This is a genomic window from Pseudomonas sp. HLT2-19-2 (assembly GCF_054898005.1).
In genome coordinates this window covers 3,848,147-3,864,184 of record NZ_CM142712.1, presented here as the reverse complement: position 1 = coordinate 3,864,184, position 16,038 = coordinate 3,848,147, and the positions used below count along the sequence as shown (strand labels likewise).

The window sequence follows — 16,038 nt, the reverse complement described above, 5'->3', positions numbered from 1 at the left end:
GTAATAATCCACCGCAACGACAACTAAATCTGGTTCCTATGCGTATCGCTTATTTCATCAATCAATACCCCAAGGTCAGCCATAGCTTCATTCGTCGCGAGATTTTGGCGTTAGAGCGTCAGGGCTTTGTGGTGCAGCGCATTGCTTTGCGTGGCTGGGATGCCGAGTTGGTGGATGCCGAGGACGTGTCCGAACGCAGTAAAACGTGTTATGTGCTGCAGGGCGGAGTCAAAGGCTTGTTAGTGCCTGCGCTGCAGGTGCTGCGCGCCCAGCCGCGACGCTTTTTTTCGGCGCTGTGGCTGGCGCTACGCATGGGCCGGCGTGCCGATCGCCCCTGGCCGTACCATTTGGTCTATTTGTTTGAGGCATGTCGCGTGCTGTCTTGGTTGCAGGCGTTCGGCGCCGAGCATGTGCACGCGCATTTCGGCACTAACTCAACCGAGGTGGTGATGCTGGCCAATGCACTCGGCGGGCCAGCGTACAGCTTTACCGTGCACGGCCCGGAAGAGTTCGACAAACCACAGTTCATTCATTTGGGCGAGAAAGTCCGGCGCGCGGCTTTTGTCGCGGCGATCAGTTCTTATGGGCGCAGCCAGCTATATCGCTGGGTAGCTCATGCGCATTGGCCAAGGGTAAAGGTGGTGCACTGTGGGCTGGAGCGGGCGTTTCACGATGTGCCGGCCGTTGCCGTGCCATCCGCGCCACGGTTGGTTTGCGTAGGTCGTTTGTGTGAGCAGAAGGGCCAACTGTTGTTGCTTGAGGCCGCCCGCATCCTGGCAGCGCAAAACGTGGAGTTCGAGATAGTACTGGCCGGCGATGGGGAAATGCGTGCGCAAATCGAAGCCCTGATTGCACGGCATGGCTTGCAGGCGCGGGTGCGAATTACCGGCTGGATCAGCAGCGAACAGGTGCGGGCGGAAATTCTTGCGGCGCGGGCCTTGGTGTTGCCGAGCTTCGCCGAGGGCTTGCCGGTGGTCATCATGGAAGCCATGGCGTTGCGCCGACCCGTACTGACGAGTTATGTGGCGGGCATTCCCGAGTTAGTGCGTCAGGGTGAGAACGGTTGGTTGTTTCCCGCTGGAGCGGTGGATGAGTTGGCGGCGGCGCTGGCGGACTGCCTCGCGCAACCTATCGAGGTGTTGCAGCGGATGGGCGAGGCGGCTTATCAGAGAGTGCTGGAGCGCCACGACATCGATACCGAAGCGGCCAAATTGGCTAATTTGTTTAAGGCGCAAGCATGATCACGTTATTTGGTTGGCTGTTCAGCTCACTGCTGATACTCATCGTCCTGCCGGTGTTGGTGCTGTTTGTGCAGGTGCTGATGGCCTGTCTGCCTGCACGGTCGCGCTCGTCGGCGCAAGGATCGCGACCGCGGGTGGCGGTGTTGATACCGGCAAACAATGAATCCTCGATCATAGTCGCGACGTTAAATAGCATTCGGCCGCAGTTGCTTTTGGGTGATCGCCTATTGGTGGTGGCGGATAACTGTTCTGATGACACGGCCGCGCGGGCCCGCACGGCGGGCGCCGAGGTGGTGGAGCGAAGCAATGATCAGCAGCGTGGCAAGGGTTATGCGCTGGACTGTGGGGTGCGTCATTTGGCGAGCGATGCGCCGGACGTCATGATTATTATCGATGCGGATTGCCAGGTGGCTGAGGGTTCTATTGAGCGTTTGGCAATCTGTTGCATCGACTCAGGGCGGCCAGCGCAAGCCCTTAATTTGATGCTTGCTCCAGCAGGTTCGGGGCTAAAAGTGCGGCTTGCCGAGTTTGCCTGGTGTGTGAAGAATCGGGTACGGCCGCAGGGTTGGACGCGGCTTGGATTGCCCTGTCAGTTAATGGGTACGGGAATGGCTTTCGTCTGGCGGGATCTGACTTTGATCAATTTAGCCAGTGGCCACATCGTTGAAGATTTGAAGATGGGCCTGGATTTCTGTCGAAGCGGCAAGCCGCCTTTGTTTTGCCCTGATGCTCTGGTGACCAGCTATTTTCCGCGTAGCGATGAAGGCTTAACTGCCCAGCGTACGCGCTGGGAACATGGTCATCTGGGGGTCATTCTTGGTGATGCGCCAAAGCTGGTAGTGGAGTCGATTACCCGGCGTAACTGGAGCCTGCTGGCTATGACGGTGGATTTATGGGTTCCTCCGTTGGCGTTACTGACTTTGGTATTGGGGGCGTTCTATACCCTGTCATGGCTAGTATTTATGTTCGGTGGAGCTTTGGCGCCAGCATTGATAGCTTCTGTCGGGCTGGCAATATTGAGCGTGACTATCTTGTTGGCATGGAGCCAATTTGGTCGCGGAATCATCTCTTTTTCGGCTTTGTTGTATGCGCCGTTCTACGCGTTGAAGAAAATCCCCCTGTACATAGGCTTTGTGCTTAAGCGCCAAGTTGAATGGGTGCGTTCGAAGCGAGATGACACTTAATGCACGCTTTGGCTTGGCGGCACAACTGGCAAACGATTATCCAGAAACTCAGGGTGGTCAGTGATGTGGGTGATGAACAACGATTGATTGATGCTTTATCCAAGGCTGAGTCGACGACGGTGCTTGGATTCGTCAATGCCCATGCCATGAACTTGGTGGCGGGCAACACCGAATACTGTGAAACGCTGTCGGCTGCTGACGTGTTATTACGGGATGGCTCCGGCATGGCCATCCTCTTTCGCCGATTCGGCTTAGAGCCGGGGCTGAATATGAATGGCACAGATTTCATCCCCAAATTACTGGCAGCGTTCAAGGGCCGGCGCGTGGCTTTCTGGGGGACCGAAGAGCCCTTTCTCGCCAATGCGGTGCAGCGTAGCGAATCGATATTTGCGGTAAATATCGTCTCTGCTCACCATGGTTTTGCTGAGGTGGATGCCTACATAAACCTTGCCCGGCAGTTGCAGCCAGAATTGGTGGTGCTGGGGATGGGCATGCCCAAGCAAGAAGCTGTTGCTGCCAGGTTAGCCGCCAGCGGCGTGCCATGTCTGGTCGTGTGCGGAGGGGCGATTCTGGATTTTCTCGGCGGCAAGGTGACTCGTGCTCCGCAATGGGTGCGTCGTCTCGGTTGTGAGTGGGTGTTCAGGCTAATAGGTGAACCAAAGCGACTATTCAGTCGCTATGTGGTGGGTAATCCGATGTTCTTGTTGCGCACATTGATCTACAGGGATTCCTGACGTTACAGGTATTTGACGCCTGGCTGTAAACTCAAATGGCCCTTCCTTGAATTGTGCTGATAACCACATGACAAAATACATAACAGCATTCATGCGTAAGTTAATATCTCCTTCAATTCGCTTTGAGCTAAGGAAAGCTACCGCCTGGCTGCGAGATATACGTGGGAGGGCATGTTTTTGGCGCTGGGAAGTTGCCAGGTTCAAACTGCGAGAAGACAGCACCCATGACATTCTCTATGTGGGCAGGAAAACACAGCGGGAATTTGTGAAGGTTCTACTGGGCGCTGAATCTCAAGCGGTTGATAGCCCGTTGAAGTTGGATAACTCAGACCGGACGGTGTGGGTCAGTGAAATGCCGACCTTGGGAGCATTGTATGTGCCTCAATATCTGAGTGCTGTCGTGCCGCTGAGCAGGTCAATTGAGGATATTACCGCCAGATACAATACCGAGTTACGTCGAAATCTGCGCAAGAATCGGCTGCGCTATCGTATGTGTCAGTACCGATGCAAAACTGACCCACCCTACCGGTTGAAAACTGACCCACTTGGGCAAAATGCAGCTTTTGCGAGCTGCCCATGCTGTCCCAGGAGCAACACGTGGAAATCAGTGTTCTTATTCGTCAGGGTTTGTCTATTCGGGCCATCGCCCGGCAGATGGGCTGCTCTCGCAATACCATTCGACGCCACCTCAAATTACAGGCCCAGCGCCAGCCCGTCGTCTATGGCCCGCGCGCGCAGCGCGTGGGCAAGCTTGTGCCTTTCGAGGCCTATCTGCGCCAGCGCGTAGAAGCCGCTCGACCACATTGGATTCCCGCCATCGTGCTGTTGAGGGAAATCCGCGAACAGGGTTACGAAGGCGGATACTCAATCCTCACCAGCTTTCTGCTGACCTTGAAATCCAAGGCAAACGAAGCCGTCGTGCGCTTTGAAACAGAGCCCGGCGAACAGATGCAGGTGGACTTCACCGTCATTCGGCGTGGCCGCGATCCGTTGTTGGCATTCGTTGCAACGTTGGGCTGGAGCCGTGCGACCTACGTCGTTTTCTCCCGTCGCGAAGACTCCGCAGCTTGGTGTTCCGGTATCGAAAAGGCGCTGCGTTTCTTCGGCGGTACGCCGCGAAAGCTACTCTTCGACAACGCCAAAACCATAATCCAGGAACGCGATGTTTATGGCCCCGGTCAGCACCGCTGGAATCCCGCGCTATTGAATTTGGCAGAGCGCTACGGCTTCACACCGAAAGTCTGCCGGCCGTATCGGGCGCAGACCAAGGGTAAGGTCGAGCGCTTCAACCACTACCTGAAAAACAGCTTCGCAGTGCCACTGGCCGCGTCACTAAACCAGGTCAACTTGCTGTTGGACGTTGAAGTCGCGAACAGCAAGATCGGCCCTTGGTTGATGGAGGTCGCCAACGCCCGAACACATGCGACGACGGGCGAAATACCGCAACACCGACTGGATACCGAAGTGCACCACTTGTTGCCCCTGCCCCAGATCCAAGGGGTTGCGAGCAGCATGATTTCGGTCGCCCAACCCATGCCGGTGGAAAGCTTGCAGCATCCGCTCTCGGTCTATCAGGCACTGCTTGAGGTACGTCCATGAACCTTCAACATCTGCGCATCGAGTCTCTTTGCCAACAGTTCAAGCTGGACACTTTTGCGACGGACTGGCCGGCACTGGCCCAGCAAGCGGCCGAAAAAGAAACGAGCTATGCCGACTTCCTGGAACAGCTTCTGCTGAGCGAGGATCGCGCTCGAAACGAGCGGCGGCGGCAAGCGCTGCTGCAACAGTCCGGGCTGCCGGCGGTAAAAACGGTTGAACAATACGACTTCAAATTCGCCAGCGGCGCGCCGCAAAGCCAGATCCTGGAACTGGCCGGGCTGGCCTTCATCGAGCGTAAGGAAAACGTCGTGCTGCTGGGGCCTTCGGGCGTTGGCAAAACACACTTGGCCAGCGCTCTGGCTTATCGGGCGATCATGGCAGGCATTTCGACCCGATTCATCTCCGCCGCCGACCTGACTTTGCAACTCGTCGCCGCGCACCATCAAGGGCGCCTGGCTCAGTATTTCAGTCGCGTTGTTCAACGCTCGAAACTGCTGGTGATTGATGAGATCGGCTATTTGCCGTTCGGCCGTGACGAAGCCAACTTGTTCTTCAACGTGATCGCCAAACGGTACGAACATGGCAGCTTGGTGCTGACCAGCAACTTGCCGTTCAGCCAGTGGGCAACGACCTTCGCGGACGACTCGACACTGACCGCTGCGCTGCTGGATCGGCTTCTGCACCATGCGCATATCGTCCAGGTCAGCGGACAGAGTTATCGACTCAAGGACAAGCTGAAATCAGGTCAGGTGGTGCCGAGAGAAACGGCCTCGCCACAGAAATAAACAGACCTCAAACACCGCCGGGGTGGGTCAGTTTTACTTCGGTAGGGTGGGTCAGTTTTCAACCGGTGTTGACACGTATGAAGCAGGCCTTGAACGATGACGAAATTGAGATCGCAGATCGGGAAATGCTTAAGCCCTATGCCAGCGCAAGGCATGGAGCAGCCGCCGCTCAAATTGAATCGCATGAGGTTCAAAGGGTGGCAAAAAATGTCGGGCGGCTCGATCTAGTTCTGTTGGAGGATGAAATTGTTGCATGCCATCTTGGGTGCGTAATTACCCGGGCAGGAAAACGCTACTGGAGCACGGTCCGCTTCGGCTATCCCAATGTTGTGTTTTCAGATGCTAAGAAGTTACGTGAGATTAACTCGATTACCACGTTCATGGCGCTTGAGTGGGCGATAGAAAATGGTTTTGACTATTATGATATCGGAACTTGCCTGGCACGCCCGGACGACGGACTTCTCGAGTGGAAAAGACGGCGTGGCGGTGATGTAGATACGCTGGGTAACCACGGCTATTTATTTGTTCGACTGCCCAACGTGGGCGCAGCCCAGTTTCTTTGGGAAACGCCTCTATTTGCTGTCGAAGGCAAAAAGCTGACACTTCATCTTGGGTTGCCGGACGGACCGAGTGATGAAGAAGTTGCGGGTCGATATCGTGAAATGGGTTTTGGTGGACTATTCAAAATATATCTTCATTGTTCCAGAAAGCCTGGAGAGGTGCTTCTCGACACCTTGCGCAGCCGCTACACGCATCTGACGTTACCCCCTGTCCTGGAAACTATTGTATCCACCTGAGTAGGTTGCTGATGTAGAGAAGTGCGGTTTTTTGATTGTATAACCTATCCAATGGCTTGCGATTAAGGCGTTCCGGTGACTACGGCACTGTCTATGCTAGGTGGTTCGCTGTTGGTGTTACAACCCCCTCTTTCCGTCATGACAGCTTCATGGGTAATGTCGGGCTAGTAAGCATGCTTGCCGGAGAAGGCAAACACAGTCCGTACAAGAATGACGAAATCGAGCCACAGCGACCAGTTGTTAATGTATTCGATGTCCGAGTCAACCCGCCGGATCATCTGCTCTATATCCCTCGTTTCACCTCGATGTCCACGTACCTGAGCCAAGCCTGTGATGCCCGGTTTAATGTTGTGACGCGCAAAGTAGCCCGAGACGTCGGGCGAGTACTGTACATCGTGTTGAATAGCGTGCGGGCGAGGTCCCACCAGAGACATTTCTCCCATCAAAACGTTGAACAACTGCGGCAGCTCATCAAGGCTGGTTCGCCGAATAAAGGCTCCCACCCTGGTCAAGCGCGGATCATTCTTTTGTGCCTGCTTGACGATGCCGTCTGACGGCTGATGGACGACCATGCTTCTGAATTTCCAGATACGGAAAACTTCTCCACTCCACCCCATACGCTGCTGACGAAAGAACACGGGGCCGGGGTTATCGATCTTAATCGCAATGGCAACAACCGCCAGCACGGGTGCCGCAAAAAGCAAGATGAGAAAAGCCAGGACTTTGTCCTCAAGGTTCTTCAGAAACAGACGCATCCCCATCAGCGGAGTTTCAGACAAGGTCAGCACGGGAATGCCGGCAATTTCGCGAACACTGTGGTTGATCAGGCGCAACGAGAAGATGTCAGGCACCCAGTTAACAGAGATGTGTTTATCGAACAGCCTTAAATAAACATCCTGGATAACCTCTGAGCCACCCAGAGGCGTCACAAAATAGACGGTACGAATGGCGTGTTTGATGACTAACTCATCAAGGTCGGAGATATCGCCCAGAATCGACAGACGTTGTGTGCCCTCCAACACTTCCTTTCCCCGATCATCGTTTGCGCCAATCAACACACATCCGACGATGCGTTCACCGAGCCAGGGATTATTGCTGATTTTCTTGTGAAGATAGCTGGCCAGTTCACCCGAGCCAATAATAAGAGCGTTTTCCAACTGCGTCGAATGCGCCAAAAACTTCTTCTGCATTTCGCGTGTCGCCAGGTGCAAAACCAACTGAGCAAAATATCCAATAACAAATAACTCCCCAACCAACAATCGCGAGTACTGTTCGCTTTGTTTGGTTAGAAAGGCCATGGCAACGAGAAAACCAAATGTTGCAGTCCATGCCTTTAAAAGCTTGAAGGCTTTGACGGTAAATACAACGTTGCTGCGGTAAATAGCATAGTGGTCGTACACGACGGCCAACGCCCCAAGCAGCAGCAGGAGCAGGATCACGTAGTCCTGCGTTATGAAGCCGATATGATAGTTGATCAAAAACCACGCGACACCGGTTACCGCAACGCAATCGAGACCGGCCTGGACGACGATACTGGTACTGCTTCTTCGCTGGAGTACTGAACGGGTACTGTTGGGCTCAAAAATCATTTTCAGACCTCATTTGCTTTCCCTCGCGCTCAATGATGACGAGAATCAGTTCAAATTGCCCACGCTTGATAGCGTTAGCGTCACCGGTAAGCTACTCATACTTTTTATAAGCCCCTTCACCATCGAAATTAGCAGACTTGGGAGAATATGGTGACGTGCTATGACTTTAGCACCACTGCGCAATCAATCACTCAATCGAAACGGTTTCAGTCAACCTTTTGCGCAACGTCGAGCTGATGGGGCTACCGGGATTGTTCGGAGAGAGGCTGGACGCGCTGCGCGTGTAGTGCTCACCGAATAGCCACTGCCGGTGGGCGTGCGGTCATTGAGGCTTATACCGAGCTGAAATCGGTGTGCATTGAGCACTGACTCCATCGCGGTAAAACGAGACGGCGCCCGCAATGGGCGCCGTCAGCGTTTGGGTCGATCAGACGCGTTCGAACAACACGGCGATGCCTTGGCCGCCGCCGATGCACATCGTCGCCAAGGCATAGCGACCCTGAACACGGTGCAGTTCATGAATGGCTTTGGTGGCAATGATCGCGCCGGTCGCGCCGACCGGGTGGCCCAGCGAAATCCCCGAACCGTTCGGATTGACCTTCTCCGGATCGAAGCCCAGTTCCTGCGCCACGGCACACGCCTGAGCGGCGAAAGCCTCGTTCGACTCGATCACATCCAGATCGGCGACCGTCAGACCCGCGCGTTTGAGTACCAGCCGGGTGGCCGGAATCGGACCCAGCCCCATCAGTTCAGGCTCGACACCGGCATGGGCATAACCAACCAGTCGGGCGATGGGCTTGAGGCCTTGCTCGCGAACCATCTGACCTGTGGCCATGATCAGTGCGCCGGCACCATCATTCAGTCCCGACGCGTTGCCGGCGGTGACGCTGCCGTCTTTTTTGAATGCAGGTTTCATCTTGCCCAATTGCTCGGCACTGACATCTGCCCGGACATGCTCGTCCGTCGCAAACGTTACAGTACCTTTGCGAGACGCCACTTCGATCGGCACGATCTGCTCGATGAACCGGCCTTCGGCAATTGCCCGGGCAGCCCGTTGTTGGCTGACCTGCGCCAGTTCATCCTGGGCCTGGCGAGTGATGCCATAGCGTTCGGCGATATTTTCCGCGGTGATACCCATATGGAAACCGGCAAACGGATCGTGCAGAGCACCGAGCATGTAGTCGATGGCTTGCATATCACCCATCCGTGCGCCCCAGCGCGCCTGCGGCAACAGATACGCGCCGCGGCTCATGGACTCGACGCCACCGGCCAATGCAGCACCTGCATCACCCAACATCAAACTTTGCGCGGCGCTGACAATCGCCTGCAAGCCAGAGCCGCAGAGGCGGTTGACGTTGAAGGCCGGCGTCTCTTTCGGCAGGCCGGCATTCATCGCCACCACGCGCGAGATGTAGGCGTCACGTGCTTCCGTCGGGATCACATGGCCCATCACCGCGTGACCGATGTGTTCAGGGGCCAACCCTGATCGTTCAATGGCGGCGCGGCAAACGTCAGTCGCCAATTGAATCGGCGGTACATCTTTGAGCGAACCGCCAAAGCTGCCGATGGCCGAGCGGACGGCGCTGATAACAAAAATGTCTGATGGATTCATGCGGGTTCCCCTGGAACAGTCCTGGATTCGATTGTGTTTCAGTACGTTTATTGTAGGGCGAGTCTAGAGTCGGCAACGTTATTGGCCTATGCCAAAACTGCTCAAGGGGGGTGGTGTTTTTTGCCATTTCAGATGAAGTAGATTTTAGATCCACCTGAACAGGTCGAAAGCGCAGAAAAGGAATGCCGCCGGGGACGCTCCGCGTCCCGCGAAGCGCTCGAACAGCCTGGGCAGATATTCGGCGGGGATGGTCTGGCCGTGGTTGTGCACCTGCAGGTGGATGCCGTCGGCCGAGGGAGTGGCGCGGATGAACAGCGCGGAGTGGGGCGCCCCGTATTTGATGGCGTTGGCGCCAGTGTAGCCCGATCACTGTGAGTACAGGCGTCTGATCAATTATCACCAAGGCAACCCATGCCCTGGACCTGGTAATCCAGCACGTGCTTGCGACCCTGATGGTCGAGGTAAATGAGCTGCGCGGGGACGATGCCGCATTCTTGCGAGATGGTATTGCTGGACAGGTCTTTGGCGATATCCACATGGACGAAGAAACCGACCTTGTCGTGGATGACAGGTTCGGTGGTCTGGGTATCGGCAAACACCGAACTCGTGGCGAGGAGAGCGGCAAAACCGAGAATTAACTTTTTCATGATGATTCCCTCTATTCAGGGGCGGGTTGGCTGCCGATGGGGTGTCTGGCAGTGAATTCAGGTTAACCAGTCGCCGGACAGCCGACCCACAGTTCAATGTCAATTTTGTAATGGAAAGGCGCCGGCGTTACGGTTGGCGACCGGCGGCTTCGAGGCTTGCTTCAGGCTGATGAAACCGTCGTGTTCCTCGGTGCCGGAGCGCACGGGCATGGTCGGGTATTTGGCCGACAGCGCGACGAAGTCTTCGTCAGCGTCCGGTGCCCGGGCTGTGACGTAAACCAATGAGCTGAGGGTGCTGGCTACGCTGACAACTCAATGACAAGTTTGTAACGGAAGGTTCGCCTGTCTCCCTCCCTCAACGACCGTACGTCGGAATCGAGGAACGGCCATTCATGTATTAACTTCCAAAAGACGTCACCGCCTGGGAATTTGACTATGAATGATGATCGCAAACAGGAAGCCCTGGACGCCTGGTACCAGCTCCTGAAAGAGCCCCAGATCCGGATGGATTGTGAAGAGCAGTACGACGAACTGCTGAAAGCCGCCGATGAGATGGAGCGCACCGGACTCATCAACGGAGCTGAATGGCGCAAGCTGGTTAAAGAGGCGAGCGCTGCGTTCGCCAATGCGACAGAAGGGTTAGGGCGCGGAACATAGTGCTCAAACCGTCTAGCGCCAGCCTCACACGACCACTCAGCGATGCGGAGTTCAAGTCGATCGGCGCCGTTGAGCCTTGGGGCGTGCTGTCCACCCGGCCACTGGGTGCCACGGTGCGACTGACCCCGGAGCGCCGGGTGATGATCCGCAACACTGCGGAATACCGTTCTCGGGATCTATCCAACAGTGAGCTTCTGCACCGACGCAAACACCATGTGCTCGGCTTGCATCGACGCTTCCCGTTCTTGAGCGAGCAGGACATCAATACACCTGGACCGGACACTTGAGCGCTTCGCAAACCGGGCAACCGTATTTTGCCAAGGTCGACGATGGTGTGTTGCGGTAGCCGGCTGCAATGAGTCGGTCAGGGCCAAAACAGAAATCTAGAAAACCCGGCGATCAAAAAGCAATAAAAACTCATCAAACACACGGTGATTAACATGCGCGTCAATAACATTTCCCTGATGGTCGTGCTGGCAACATTCTCGGGAGCCACCTACGCCGACGAAGTCGTCAATATTTCAAACTGGAACGGCCCGCTGCCATTGCACGGTTGACTACACGTCTATGGACCAAGTTGAAATCCGATACCTGATGACAGAGGGTGCGCTGGGTGGCTGATTTCAGCCGACAACCACCCGCCACGACGGAAGTTTCCAGAACAGTGAAACCAGCGCGACCAATGCCAATCCCAAGTCTTGCGGCTCGAAAATGGCACGGGTCCAGACAGGCTGATACAGCGCGGCCAACAGCAGGCCGACCACCGCTGCATTCACGCCGGCCAGTGCGGCCCGTGTGCGCAAACTGCGGCGCCGTTCCCAAAAAGGCAAGGCACCCGATCCACAGAAAGGCCGGCGAGAAGATCGCCAGCAAGCAAATCATGCCGCCGATCCAGCTCGACGGGGCGAGGTTCATCGACGCGCCGAGGAACGCGGCGAACGTGAACAAGGGGCCGGGTACGGCCTAGCGAATTCGTTGAATGCCGTCTCTCTAACCATGGCCTACGCTTATCCGCAGGCCAATGTTCATTGAGCAGGGTTTTCTCCCTGATCAACGTTCACCCGGCACCTATAAAAACAATGTCATCGGGAGACAACTTATGTCCGTTTTGTTCCGTCGATTCAGCCGCTGCATCGCTACGGCCATTACCGCTGCCGCGCTCGCGACACCGGCCTTTGCGCTGGACACCGTCAAGTTCATGGCCCCAGGTTCTGTGGGTGGCGGTTATGACCAGACCGCCAGGGTCCTGGGCAAAGCCTTGATCGAGGCCAACACGGCCAAATCCACTACCTTCGAGAACAAGGGCGGAGCAGGGGGGACGTTGGGGTTGGCGCAGTTCGCCAACAGCACCAAGGGCGATCCTGATGCGCTGCTCGTTGTCGGCGCGATCATGGTCGCTGCCATTGAACAGAACAAGCCGCAAATTACCTTGAAGGACGTGACGCCGATTGCCCGGCTTTTTACCGAATACAACGTGATTGCCGTCCGCAAGGAGTCTGAGTTCAAAACCTTGGAGGACTTGCTGAAAGCCTTCAAAGACAAGCCGACCAGTATCTCTTGGGGTGGTGGCTCCAAGGGATCGATCGATCACATCGGCATTGCCGAGTTGGCCGCGAAAATGGATATTCCGGTCAACAAGGTGAATTACGTCGCCTTCGCGGGTGGGGGTGAAGTCGTTGCTCAGGCCTTGGGCGGGCAGATCAAGGTGATCACCGGTGGTTATGCCGAGTTGGGCCAATACATCAGAAACGGCCAGTTCCGTGTACTCGCCATCGGCGCGCCGGAACGCATTGACGGCATCGATGCTCCGACCCTCAAGGAGAAAGGCTACGACGTGACCATCGGTAATTGGCGTGGTGTTTACGGTGCCGCAAATCTCACGCCTGAGCAGCGCAAAGCAGTGACCGACGCGGTCGTGGCCGCTGCCAACAGCAAAGTCTGGAAAGACAATATCGACACCAACAAATGGTCACCCAACATCCTGACCGGCGATGATTTCGGCAAATTCGTCGACGAAGAGCACGTGCGGCTGCGTGCGATGCTGGTCGAAGTCGGGCTGATTGCGAAATGACCCAGCCTCGCGCAATAGTGCCGACACAACTGGCGATCGGCGCCGCAGTGATAGCCATCAGCGCAATGTTGGCGTTCGGCGCGTTTCGGTTTCCTCCCGAAATGGGCTTCGTCATCCTGGGGGCCGACGTCTATCCGTACGCCGTCGCGGTTTTCCTGGGGGGCGTCGGTCTGTTGCTGTGTTATCAGGCAGTCACCGGTGGTTTGCGCGAGTTGGCAGACCACAGCGACGAATCTGCCAAAGCGCTGCCCGGCGGCAAACTCGGCGCGGCCTGGGTGACTGCGGGGCTTGTGGGGGTGGCCGTGCTGATTAACCTCATCGGGTTCGTCTTGGCGGCCGCGCTGCTGTTTGCCTGTTCGGCGCGGGGGTTTGGCAGTCGCCGTCCGGTGCGCGACCTCGCCATCGGCATTGCCTTGACCCTACCGATTTACTGGCTGTTCAACGCCGGGCTAGGGGTTTCCCTGCCGCCCCTTGTCAACGCCTGGATCTGACCCGGGCCGAAGGAGGTAAACAAGGTGGAAACTCTCGCGAACCTGGCCATTGGTTTTTCCGCTGCGCTGACACCGATCAATTTGATGTGGGGCTTTATCGGCTGTTTGCTCGGCACCGCCATTGGTGTCTTGCCGGGTATTGGACCGGCGCTGACCGTTGCGTTGCTGCTGCCGATTACCGCCAAGGTCGATCCTACGGGAGCCTTGATCATGTTCGCCGGTATCTATTACGGCGCGCAGTTTGGCGGCTCCACCACCTCGATCCTGCTCAATACGCCCGGTGAATCGTCCTCCATGGTCACGGCCCTGGAAGGCAATCTCATGGCCCGCAACGGTCGGGCAGGACCGGCCTTGGCAACGGCCGCGATAGGCTCATTTGTGGCCGGCACCATCGCGACGGTGTTTCTGACCCTGTTTGCCCCCATTGTCGCCACGCTGGCGCTCAAGTTTGGTCCAGCAGAGTACTTCGCGATCCTGGTGCTGTCCTTCACGACAGTGTCTGCGGTACTCGGCGCTTCAATGCTGCGCGGTTTCGCCTCACTAGGAATTGGACTGACCATCGGCTTGATCGGCCTGGATTCGACCTCGGGCATTGCCCGCTACACCTTGGGGGTGCCGGAGTTGGTTGATGGCATCGAAGTCGTGCTCGTGGCGGTCGGATTATTTGCAGTGGGCGAGGCCTTGTACAGCCTGCTTTATCAAAAGGAAGAATCTTCCGGCCAGCACCGCTTGACCTCGTTGTGGATGACGCGCTCTGACTGGAAACGATCGGTTCCCGCCTGGCTACGGGGCACGCTGATCGGTTTTCCATTCGGCTCGATTCCGGCCGGTGGCGCTGAAATTCCGACGTTCCTGTCCTATTCGGCGGAACGCAAACTGAGCAAATACCCGAAAGAGTTTGCTGGCAGCAAGGGCGAGGGCGCGATTGAGGGGGTCGCCGGTCCCGAGGCGGCCAACAACGCGAGCGCGACGGGTTCTTTGGTACCGCTGCTGACGCTCGGCATACCGACGTCCGCCACTGCGGCGATTCTGTTGGCCGCGTTCCAGAACTACAACCTGCAACCGGGGCCGATGCTTTTCCAGACGTCGGGGGAGTTGGTTTGGACCCTGGTGGCCTCGCTGTATATCGGCAACGTGATCCTGTTAGTGTTGAACCTCCCGTTGGTGGGCCTTTGGGTCAAGCTCCTGCAGATTCCCCGGCCGTATCTGAACGCCGGCATTCTGGTGTTTGCCACCATCGGCGTGTACGGCATGCGCCATTCTTCCTTCGATCTGTTGCTGATGCTGGCGATTGGTTGGGGCGGCGTGCTGATGCGCCGTTTCGATTTTCCCGTCGCGCCCGTGATCGTCGGCATGCTGCTCGGGCCCATGGCTGAGAAGCAGTTGCGCAACGCCTTGTCCATCAGTGAGGGAGACTGGCTGGTGTTTTTGACGCAACCCATTGCAGCCTCGTTCCTCGCGCTAACGCTGCTGGTGCTGGTGGTCCCGCATCTGCTTCACGCCCGCGGTATCAAGTTGCATGAGGACGATTGAGCGGCTTGCAGCAATTGCCAGCACAGCCTGCCGGGAAGGCAGGCCGCATGGAGTGCTTCGGTTAAACCAGATTGATCGTGACGTCGATGTTGCCACGGGTCGCTTTGGAGTACGGGCACCTCTGGTGGGCGGCGCCATCCACCACCGCCCCGTGCGACAGCAGGGTCCAGGCCCGGAATGCTTACATTGAGGCGCGCCTGCAGGAAGAAGGCGTCTTCGGTCTTGCCCAGGTCCACTTCGGCATCGACGGCGACGTCGGTCGGCAGGGTCACCTTTAATGCGGCGACCACACGATATTTTACTGCGCCGCACAGGCAACTTCCTTGGTGAATTCCATCCATGTTCATCGTTTCTCAGGTGTCGGTCGCGTCACTGTAGCGGTCTGCCGAGTTGAGTGAAACCCAAGTGTTCGGCCTTTCGTCACGCGGCTTTAATGTATCGTCAGCCCCTGGGATTTGATGCACCACACGGAGATAGCATGACGTTAACCGCTGACACGTTGATTGAGATCGCGATGGCCAATCCGGTAAACGCCGAGATTGCCCGGCGCTTGCCTTCACTCGGCCTGAGCCAATGCCTGTTGACGGCGGGCTGCCTTTTTCAGGCAGTCTGGAATCATCAAGCCGGGCTTCCCGCCGCGTGGGGTATCAAGGATTACGACGTTTTCTACTTTGATGAAGACGTGTCGTGGGAGGCCGAGAACGAAGTCATCATTGCAGCCCGGAAGCTCTTTCACGACCTCGACGTGAACATCGAAATCAAGAACCAGGCAAGGGTTCACCTTTGGTACGGTCAGCGATTTGGCAGGGCTTATCCCAAGCTTCACTCGGCAAAGGCTGGCATTGATCGGTATTTGATCGCGGGGACGTGTGTAGGTGTGGATGTGGAAACGGGCGAGGTGTATGCGCCTTACGGGTTGAGCGACATCGAAGAAGGGCTTTTACGTATCAATCCGGTCAACCATCAGCCCGACCTGTTCGAGCAGAAGGCCAGGAGTTATCAGGCTCGCTGGCCTTTTCTACGATTGGCTGCAGTTTGAATCGGCAGACATGACCGCCACGCACCATGCACTCCGTGTGATCGAGTTGCCTGGCAGGT

The 16,038-nt window shown here is 56.6% G+C and carries 13 protein-coding genes and 7 pseudogenes; 13 read left to right on the top strand and 7 right to left on the bottom strand.

Translation table 11 applies throughout. From position 1 onward, the window contains the following. Positions 1–38 precede the first annotated feature (38 nt). The 7 genes and pseudogenes from ACYZTU_RS17935 to ACYZTU_RS17905 form a co-directional block, all read left to right on the top strand. Positions 39–1,241, top strand: a complete 1,203-nt coding sequence (locus ACYZTU_RS17935) for a glycosyltransferase (RefSeq protein WP_461964555.1) — start codon at positions 39–41, stop codon at positions 1,239–1,241. Further along, positions 1,238–2,425 carry a glycosyltransferase family 2 protein gene (locus tag ACYZTU_RS17930; protein WP_461964554.1) on the top strand — a complete coding sequence of 396 codons (1,188 nt, stop codon included), beginning with the start codon at positions 1,238–1,240 and terminating at the stop codon, positions 2,423–2,425. The genes ACYZTU_RS17935 and ACYZTU_RS17930 overlap by 4 nt, the downstream gene beginning before the upstream one ends. Next, a complete protein-coding gene (locus tag ACYZTU_RS17925; protein WP_461964553.1) occupies positions 2,425–3,159 on the top strand; it encodes a WecB/TagA/CpsF family glycosyltransferase in 735 nt (244 codons plus the stop codon). The genes ACYZTU_RS17930 and ACYZTU_RS17925 overlap by 1 nt, the downstream gene beginning before the upstream one ends. 115 nt (positions 3,160–3,274) lie before the next feature. After that, positions 3,275–3,658, top strand: a pseudogene (locus tag ACYZTU_RS17920) (hypothetical protein); the annotation flags it as partial. 77 nt (positions 3,659–3,735) lie between these two features. Next, positions 3,736–4,758 (top strand): IS21 family transposase, encoded by a 1,023-nt coding sequence (istA, locus tag ACYZTU_RS17915; RefSeq protein ID WP_461964101.1) that lies wholly within the window; start codon positions 3,736–3,738, stop codon positions 4,756–4,758. Then, positions 4,755–5,543, top strand: a complete 789-nt coding sequence (istB, locus tag ACYZTU_RS17910; RefSeq protein ID WP_131061594.1) for an IS21-like element helper ATPase IstB — start codon at positions 4,755–4,757, stop codon at positions 5,541–5,543. Before istA ends, istB begins: the two co-directional genes overlap by 4 nt. 74 nt (positions 5,544–5,617) lie before the next feature. Beyond that, positions 5,618–6,340: pseudogene (locus tag ACYZTU_RS17905) on the top strand (hypothetical protein); the annotation flags it as partial. Between the two features lie 164 nt (positions 6,341–6,504). Here the strand turns inward: ACYZTU_RS17905 and ACYZTU_RS17900 are convergent. From ACYZTU_RS17900 to ACYZTU_RS17880, 5 genes and pseudogenes are all read right to left on the bottom strand, one after another. Further along, the gene (locus ACYZTU_RS17900) at positions 6,505–7,929 is read right to left on the bottom strand and encodes an undecaprenyl-phosphate glucose phosphotransferase (RefSeq protein ID WP_461964552.1); all 1,425 of its coding nucleotides are present in this window, start codon (positions 7,927–7,929) and stop codon (positions 6,505–6,507) included. A gap of 427 nt (positions 7,930–8,356) precedes the next feature. Next, the gene (locus tag ACYZTU_RS17895) at positions 8,357–9,541 is read right to left on the bottom strand and encodes an acetyl-CoA C-acyltransferase family protein (RefSeq protein ID WP_461964551.1); all 1,185 of its coding nucleotides are present in this window, start codon (positions 9,539–9,541) and stop codon (positions 8,357–8,359) included. Positions 9,542–9,751: 210 nt separating this feature from the next. Further along, positions 9,752–9,892, bottom strand: a pseudogene (locus ACYZTU_RS17890) (ATP-binding protein); the annotation flags it as partial. Between the two features lie 38 nt (positions 9,893–9,930). Next, a complete protein-coding gene (locus ACYZTU_RS17885) occupies positions 9,931–10,188 on the bottom strand; it encodes a DUF2790 domain-containing protein (RefSeq protein ID WP_461964550.1) in 258 nt (85 codons plus the stop codon). A gap of 156 nt (positions 10,189–10,344) precedes the next feature. Next, positions 10,345–10,479 (bottom strand): annotated as a pseudogene (locus ACYZTU_RS17880) (alpha/beta hydrolase); the annotation flags it as partial. 144 nt (positions 10,480–10,623) lie between these two features. Here ACYZTU_RS17880 and ACYZTU_RS17875 point away from each other — a divergent pair. Both ACYZTU_RS17875 and ACYZTU_RS17870 read left to right on the top strand, forming a co-directional pair. Beyond that, entirely contained in the window at positions 10,624–10,845 is a 222-nt protein-coding gene (locus ACYZTU_RS17875) for a hypothetical protein (RefSeq protein ID WP_461964549.1), read from the top strand. 14 nt (positions 10,846–10,859) lie between these two features. Further along, positions 10,860–11,208, top strand: a pseudogene (locus ACYZTU_RS17870) (FAD-dependent oxidoreductase); the annotation flags it as partial. A 260-nt stretch (positions 11,209–11,468) separates the two neighbouring features. On the opposite strand, the pseudogene ACYZTU_RS17865 reads toward ACYZTU_RS17870, so the two are convergent. Beyond that, positions 11,469–11,808: pseudogene (locus ACYZTU_RS17865) on the bottom strand (chromate transporter); the annotation flags it as partial. Between the two features lie 136 nt (positions 11,809–11,944). Here ACYZTU_RS17865 and ACYZTU_RS17860 point away from each other — a divergent pair. From ACYZTU_RS17860 to ACYZTU_RS17850, 3 genes are read left to right on the top strand one after another with little or no spacing between them, the layout of a single operon-like run. Further along, positions 11,945–12,916 carry a tripartite tricarboxylate transporter substrate binding protein gene (locus ACYZTU_RS17860; RefSeq protein WP_461964548.1) on the top strand — a complete coding sequence of 324 codons (972 nt, stop codon included), beginning with the start codon at positions 11,945–11,947 and terminating at the stop codon, positions 12,914–12,916. After that, a complete protein-coding gene (locus ACYZTU_RS17855; RefSeq protein ID WP_461964547.1) occupies positions 12,913–13,407 on the top strand; it encodes a tripartite tricarboxylate transporter TctB family protein in 495 nt (164 codons plus the stop codon). The genes ACYZTU_RS17860 and ACYZTU_RS17855 overlap by 4 nt, the downstream gene beginning before the upstream one ends. A 24-nt stretch (positions 13,408–13,431) precedes the next feature. Next, positions 13,432–14,940, top strand: coding sequence for a tripartite tricarboxylate transporter permease (locus tag ACYZTU_RS17850; protein WP_461964546.1), 1,509 nt, complete (start codon positions 13,432–13,434; stop codon positions 14,938–14,940). Positions 14,941–15,001: 61 nt separating this feature from the next. On the opposite strand, the pseudogene ACYZTU_RS17845 reads toward ACYZTU_RS17850, so the two are convergent. Next, positions 15,002–15,224 (bottom strand): annotated as a pseudogene (locus ACYZTU_RS17845) (OsmC family protein); the annotation flags it as partial. Positions 15,225–15,418: 194 nt separating this feature from the next. Between ACYZTU_RS17845 and ACYZTU_RS17840 the strand changes: the two are divergent. Beyond that, entirely contained in the window at positions 15,419–15,979 is a 561-nt protein-coding gene (locus ACYZTU_RS17840; RefSeq protein WP_461971088.1) for a nucleotidyltransferase family protein, read from the top strand. The last annotated feature ends 59 nt before the right edge of the window (positions 15,980–16,038 follow it).